Below are 6,111 nucleotides of genomic sequence, written 5' to 3'. Positions count from 1 at the left end.
TTCAGTCCCGAATATGACGAGGCTAAAGCCCAATGCCAATGAATTAAGCTTTTTTTGAACCAAATAGTTCGGGTGTAAACACGCCGATTCCGAAAATGCGGATTGCATATAAGGAACCGATGGCTTTAGCCCAATGCCAATGAATTAGCGAGGCTGAAGCCATCGGTTCCTAATTTTGCAAGATGTCTAGTATAATAAACCATGCCAAACTTCAAAAAAAAACTCTTCTTATGATATAATTCGGAAAAAAGGTAAGAGACATGTCAACACTAACAGCAGAAGATAAAAAAATCATATTAGATAGTATTAGAGATATTCCAGATTTTCCAAAACCTGGGATAATCTTTAAAGATATAACAACACTACTCAATACCCCAGAGGCTTTTAAGTTACTTATGAATCACTTAGAGAAGCGATATGAGACCTATGAGCTAGACTATATAGCAGGGATAGATGCAAGAGGATTTATTTTTGGCTCAATTCTTGCCGATAGATTAGGAGTTGGATTTGTACCTGTTCGCAAAAAAGGGAAACTGCCGTATACAACTGTAGCAGAGAAGTACTCACTAGAGTATGGATATGATGAAGTTGAGGTACATATAGATGCATTTGAGAATAAAAAGGGTGCTAGGGTACTGCTTATAGATGACCTCATCGCAACAGGTGGAACAGCAAAAGCCGCGGCAAGTCTGATTAATAAGGTAGATGCTCACTGTGTCGAGTGCTGTTTTATTGCGGAACTTACCTTTTTGAATGGGAAAGAGGGAATAGAGAGTGATGTTTACTCTGTCTTGGAGTTTTAGATATAAATAGGGAATACCCTATTTATTTTGTAGACTTGGACAATTTTGTTCTCTCTCTCTATCTATATCGAGACTTCCATTGTTAAAAAGCTCTTTATCTGTTCTAAGTTTATATAAATCATCACAAGTATAGTTAAAATTATTATTTGCAATATACAATTTATCAATATCTTTCAGATAATGCAGTGGTCTAAAAAGGTCAAAGTTTTGAGTATTAAGACTGTTGGTTCTAAGATCTAAACTTTTTAATATTTTTGTATTATTAGTAGATTCATTAAGTCCAAGCACACTAAAATCAATATAAGTTAGGTTATTATTACTTAAATCAAGACCATTAATAGTTGTAAATATACTCACTGGAGTTAAATCTATACTATTTAAATTATTGGAACAAGTTATTGTACCATTGTAACTACCTGTACCTGCATTATAGAGTGATGCATTAAAATTTTGATTACATACATCATAGTACCAACTTGTAAAACCATCAATGCCTGCTCCATAATCTGCACCCTGACTAGAACCAATCTGTTCTCCTAAGTCAATATTTCCTTCTGCATTTGGATTATATGTAGATAAATCATCACTATACTCATCGTTACTATAATCACCATTACTATAATCGTCGTTACTCGCTACAATAGTAACCGTTCTAGTTTTGGTATCTGTATATCCATCAGTATCCTCTACAAAATATGTAATAGTATATGTTCCTACTTTTGTAAGATCTATATCGTTAGTTCTCTGGACATCCACTGACAAATCACCATCGACAACATCCTCTGCAATATATCCATATTCAGGTATTTGGGTATCTCCTAATCTCAGTTCAATATCGGTACTTCCTGTATCTGGGTTTGCCGTTAGAGTAATTCTTGGTTTATCATCATCTAAAACCCCTAAATTATCATCTCCTTCAGTGCTACCACATCCACTAAATATTATCATACTGGATATGATAGAGGCTGTAAGAATTTGTTTCATTAAATCTTCCTTTATAATTTTTTTTGAAATAATACCATATAATTGTGTAACAAATGAATAATCAATAGAGTTCTTGCAAATTCGGGTGTAAACACACCGATTCCGAAAATGCAAATTGCATATAAGGAAACGATGGCTTTAGCCTCGCTAATTCATTGGCATTGAGCTAAAGCCTCCGATTCCAGATGAGTTTTATAATAAGTTTAATAACTCTAAAGAAAAATAGAATATAATTACAACCAATAAACTACAGGAGAATAGATGCTTCGATTTGCCCCGTCACCAACTGGTGATATGGATATAGGTAACCTGCGGGTTGCCATCTTAAACTATATTGTTGCCAAGCAGAAAAATGAACAGTTTCTTATTCGTATAGAGGACAGTGATACCAAGAGGAATATAGAGGGAAAAGATACAGAGATTATGATGCTACTAGAGAAGTTTGCTATCACTCATAACTCTGTCTATCATCAGAGTGAACACCTCGGTATTCATCAAAAATTAGCTATACGACTACTCCAAGAAGAGAGAGCTTTTATCTGTAAATGTACAGAACAAGACTTGGAAGAGGCTAGAGAGATTGCCAAAAAAGATGGGATAGCCTATCGCTATAACAACAGATGTGAAATTTTGACCAACGATGACTACAAAAAGCTCAAAGAGAGTGGCGAACCGTTTGTTATTCGTCTTAAAAAGCCTGAACAAGATATCATCAATAATGATGTCATCAAGAGGAGTATCAAAACTGCTCCAAATGAGGTTGATAGTTTTGTAATTATGCGAACAGATAACACTCCGACATATAACTTCGCTTGTGCGTGTGATGATATGCTAAGTAATATAAGTTTTATCATTCGTGGAGAAGACCACCTAACTAATACACCTAAACAGATGCATATCAAATCTGCTTTGGGTTATGATTCAGATACAAAATATGCTCATCTACCTATTATATTAAACAGTGATGCTAAAAAGATGAGTAAGAGAGATGAAGCTAGTTCGGTAAAGTGGCTATTTGAAGAGGGGTTTGTTCCTGATGCCATCCTAAACTATCTAATTCTTTTAGGTAACTCAAAAACTCCAAAAGAGATATTTACCCTACCTGAAGCTATAGAGTGGTTTAATTTGGAGACTATATCTAAGAGTGCTACCAAATTTGATATTACTAAACTGCAATTTATCAATCGTGAACATCTAAAGCTGATGGATGATAAACAGCTATCAGGTCTCTTTGGATTTGCCGATGCAGATATAGGAAAATTGGCTAAACTCTATCTTGAAGAGTGCAGTACAACCAATGAGTTAGAGGCAAAAATTCGCCCTATCTTCAAACCTAAAAACTTCGATGGTGAGTGGGGTGAACAGATGAGGACGATAGAGAGTCTCATCTCTGAAGCTCCTGCATTTCAGACATTTAATCAACTAAAAAAACATATTACCAAAGAGAGTGGACTCAAAGGTAAAAATCTATTTAAACCACTACGAATTCTCTTGACAGGAGCCGAAAATGGTCCTGAACTGAGTGAAATCTATCCACTAATCAAATCTTATATCTTGGAGGTTGCATCATGAGTGCATTAATTTTTGCTATTGTTCATCTTTTACATTCGGTTATCACCCTATACATTTGGGTTGTTATTATCTCTGCTGTTCTATCATTTGTACAGCTTGACCCACGAAATCCTATTATTGAGATTCTTAATCGTCTGACTCAACCAGCTTTTGCTTTTGTTCGCCAAAAGATACCGTTTGTAGTATTTTCAGGGATTGACCTATCACCAATTGTTATTATCCTTGGACTACAGTTTATCGATATGTTTATGATGCGTTCTATTATGATGTAAAGTATACATTTGGAATCGGAGACTTTAGTCCCGAACATTACGAGGCTAAAGCCATCGGTTCCGTATATGCAATCTGCATTTTCGGAATCGGCGTGTTTACACCCGAATTATTTATTGAACAAAGACCCTTTCATAGGCAGGGGGATGCCTATAATCTATAATATCAGGAGAGTATAATGCATCGTTTAACCATTATATTTTTTCTATTTTTTACAATAGTACAAGCAGACTCTTTTACTTTCAAAGAGATAGAGGTAATGCCACAAAGTATAGCTAAAGACTATTATACTTGGCGTTTTTTACAAGAGAAAAAAACTTCAAAAGAAGAGGCTCTAAAAGCATATGAATGGACAAAGAGAAAAAGCCATAAACTAAAAAAAGCTATTCGTAAAAAAGTTGGTTATCTTCCAAAAGAAGAGCATAAAACAAAAACTCAGAAAGACCCCAATAACTATATTATTTACCCTGCAAAAGCTGCCAAAAAAAGTAGAAAAAGTCTAAAACGATTATATAGAAAAATTAAAAAAGAGGGAAAATACTCTGATGTCTTAAAGGTTATGGCAGACCCAAATCCATTTGAAGCTCTAAAAACTGTTACAGCAAAAACCCAATCTTATATCTTTAATGGTTGTGAGACAAAATATAGAAAAAAGTGGTTCAACCATCCATTATCAAAAGAGCAACTCCAAGAGTTGGCAAAAGAGAAGCAGTTTAATCAGACTATATTTAAGATAGTTACAACACACTCTTTGCAAAATATAAAAAAATCTCTAACGCTTACACCAATAACAGAGAATCTATCCTTTAAAAGTACATTTTTACTAGCCATCAATGCAATCGAATTTTCAGAGATAGAGATTGCAAGTAAATATCTAACCGTAGCTAGAACCAAAACAGAGTCACAATCAAAACACGACCAGTGTGATTTTTGGCTCTATCTTCTTACCAAAAGAAAAAGCTATCTAAATAATCTGATTGGAAGTAAACAGATTAATATCTATACGCTTAGTGCTAGAGATATTTTAAAAAGACCATATCCAAAGGTCATAACTCCAAATCTAGGTTTCCACTTGGTAGAAAATATAGACCCATACAGCCCTATAGATTGGGAAAAGATAAAGATAGCTATGACAAAAGAGCCTGAAAATATAGACAGGTTGGCAGAGAGATACAACTCCTATGCCACAGAGGGAATCTACTCATACCTAAAAGAGAAAGCATCAGGCTATAAAAAACCCTACTACCCAATGCCATATCGTGATGCAATGATAGGTACAGATAGATATAGAGTTGCCCTACTCTACGCTCTAGGAAAACAAGAGAGCCGTTTTGTTCCTGCTTCTATCTCCACTTCATATGCACTTGGAATGATGCAAATCATGCCATTTCTCATTAAACATTTAGCAAAAGAGCGTGGAGAGAAACTTGACCTAAATGAGATGTTCAATCCATACACAGCCATAAGCTATGCCAATCAACACTTGGACTATCTAACTACCTATCTCTACCATCCACTATTTATCGCCTATGGCTATAATGGTGGTATAGGATTTACAAAAAGAAGCATAAAGAGCAGTCACCTCTTTAAAACAGGAGAGTATGAACCATATCTAAGTATGGAGCTTATAGATTATGAGGAGTCTAAAGAGTATGGCAAAAAAGTTCTAACTAACTATATTGTCTATCTAAATATACTTGGAGTTAAGACGAGACTTACTCCCTTTTTGGATATATTGGACAAACCTTTGGAGACGGATAAGTTTCGGTAAGCTTGACATATTTAAAAGTATGATGTATAATCATACCAATAAACCATAAGGAGCTTATCATGACAAGAGCAAAAATAGCAATAACTATAGACCAAATGTTACTTGAAACTTTAGATGATTTGGTTAAAAATAGTCTGTTTCAAAATAGAAGCCAAGCTATCAATAATGCAGTAAAAGATATGTTGTCTCGTATTCAAAAAACCAGACTTGAACTAGAGTGTCAGAAGTTGATAATGGAAGAGGAGAGAGACTTTGCTGATTTGGGAATAGAGGAGGATTTTATAGAATGGGAAACCTACTAAGAGGAGAGATAAGATGGGCAGAACTCAATCCCACAGTTGGGCGTGAACAACAAGGTCTAAGACCTATTTTGATTCTTAGTGACAACGCATTTAACAGATATTCAGGTACAGTTATCGCTGTTGCCATAACCAATAAAAAGCAGAAAGCTGGGTTTCCATTGACTCTAAAATTGGATTCAAAAGAGTTGCCTAAAGAGTCTTGGGTAAAAATCTCTCAAATACGAACACTCTCAACTAAACGCATTGGTAAAAGAATTGGAGAAGCTTCAAATACAGAGATTGTTAAAGTCATTGAGGGATTGAATGAGATTTTAGGGCTATAGATTTTATGATATAATAGACGAAAAACGGAGAAGGAGATTTAATGCTTTTCAATAAAAATATATTAGATTTAGAAAATGGTAACTAT

At 34.8% G+C, this 6,111-nt stretch carries 7 protein-coding genes; 6 read left to right on the top strand and 1 reads right to left on the bottom strand.

All coding sequences use genetic code 11. From position 1 onward, the window contains the following. Positions 1-260 precede the first annotated feature (260 nt). Entirely contained in the window at positions 261-803 is a 543-nt protein-coding gene (locus GSY74_RS01350; protein WP_164663304.1) for an adenine phosphoribosyltransferase, read from the top strand. Between the two features lie 18 nt (positions 804-821). Here the strand turns inward: GSY74_RS01350 and GSY74_RS01345 are convergent, their stop codons facing one another. Continuing rightward, entirely contained in the window at positions 822-1,787 is a 966-nt protein-coding gene (locus GSY74_RS01345) for an immunoglobulin-like domain-containing protein (RefSeq protein WP_164663303.1), read from the bottom strand. Between the two features lie 261 nt (positions 1,788-2,048). Here GSY74_RS01345 and gltX point away from each other — a divergent pair, with 261 nt between their 5' ends. The 5 genes from gltX (at position 2,049) to GSY74_RS01320 (ending at position 6,025) form a co-directional block, all read left to right on the top strand. Further along, a complete protein-coding gene (gene gltX, locus GSY74_RS01340; RefSeq protein WP_164663302.1) occupies positions 2,049-3,359 on the top strand; it encodes a glutamate--tRNA ligase in 1,311 nt (436 codons plus the stop codon). Beyond that, the gene (locus GSY74_RS01335; RefSeq protein ID WP_164663301.1) at positions 3,356-3,631 is read left to right on the top strand and encodes a YggT family protein; all 276 of its coding nucleotides are present in this window, start codon (positions 3,356-3,358) and stop codon (positions 3,629-3,631) included. Before gltX ends, GSY74_RS01335 begins: the two co-directional genes overlap by 4 nt. Positions 3,632-3,807: 176 nt before the next feature. Further along, a complete protein-coding gene (locus tag GSY74_RS01330; RefSeq protein ID WP_164663300.1) occupies positions 3,808-5,400 on the top strand; it encodes a transglycosylase SLT domain-containing protein in 1,593 nt (530 codons plus the stop codon). A 59-nt stretch (positions 5,401-5,459) separates the two neighbouring features. Then, positions 5,460-5,702, top strand: a complete 243-nt coding sequence (locus GSY74_RS01325) for a ribbon-helix-helix domain-containing protein (protein WP_164663299.1) — start codon at positions 5,460-5,462, stop codon at positions 5,700-5,702. Next, positions 5,687-6,025 (top strand): type II toxin-antitoxin system PemK/MazF family toxin, encoded by a 339-nt coding sequence (locus tag GSY74_RS01320; RefSeq protein ID WP_164663298.1) that lies wholly within the window; start codon positions 5,687-5,689, stop codon positions 6,023-6,025. Before GSY74_RS01325 ends, GSY74_RS01320 begins: the two co-directional genes overlap by 16 nt. Positions 6,026-6,111 lie beyond the last annotated feature (86 nt).

The organism is Sulfurovum sp. bin170 (assembly GCF_010892395.1).
Lineage (GTDB): Bacteria > Campylobacterota > Campylobacteria > Campylobacterales > Sulfurovaceae > UBA1140.
Note: the sequence above shows the minus strand (reverse complement) of the source record. Positions and strands in the feature narration are given on the sequence as shown.

What these genes read in the sequence shown, in the direction of transcription:
- GSY74_RS01345 (WP_164663303.1), bottom strand. Translation starts at nt 1,787, where the DNA reads ATGAAACAAATTCTTACAGCCTCTATCATATCCAGTATGATAATATTT.
- GSY74_RS01325 (WP_164663299.1), top strand. Translation starts at nt 5,460, where the DNA reads ATGACAAGAGCAAAAATAGCAATAACTATAGACCAAATGTTACTTGAA.
- GSY74_RS01330 (WP_164663300.1), top strand. Translation starts at nt 3,808, where the DNA reads ATGCATCGTTTAACCATTATATTTTTTCTATTTTTTACAATAGTACAA.
- GSY74_RS01350 (WP_164663304.1), top strand. Translation starts at nt 261, where the DNA reads ATGTCAACACTAACAGCAGAAGATAAAAAAATCATATTAGATAGTATT.
- GSY74_RS01320 (WP_164663298.1), top strand. Translation starts at nt 5,687, where the DNA reads ATGGGAAACCTACTAAGAGGAGAGATAAGATGGGCAGAACTCAATCCC.
- gltX (WP_164663302.1), top strand. Translation starts at nt 2,049, where the DNA reads ATGCTTCGATTTGCCCCGTCACCAACTGGTGATATGGATATAGGTAAC.
- GSY74_RS01335 (WP_164663301.1), top strand. Translation starts at nt 3,356, where the DNA reads ATGAGTGCATTAATTTTTGCTATTGTTCATCTTTTACATTCGGTTATC.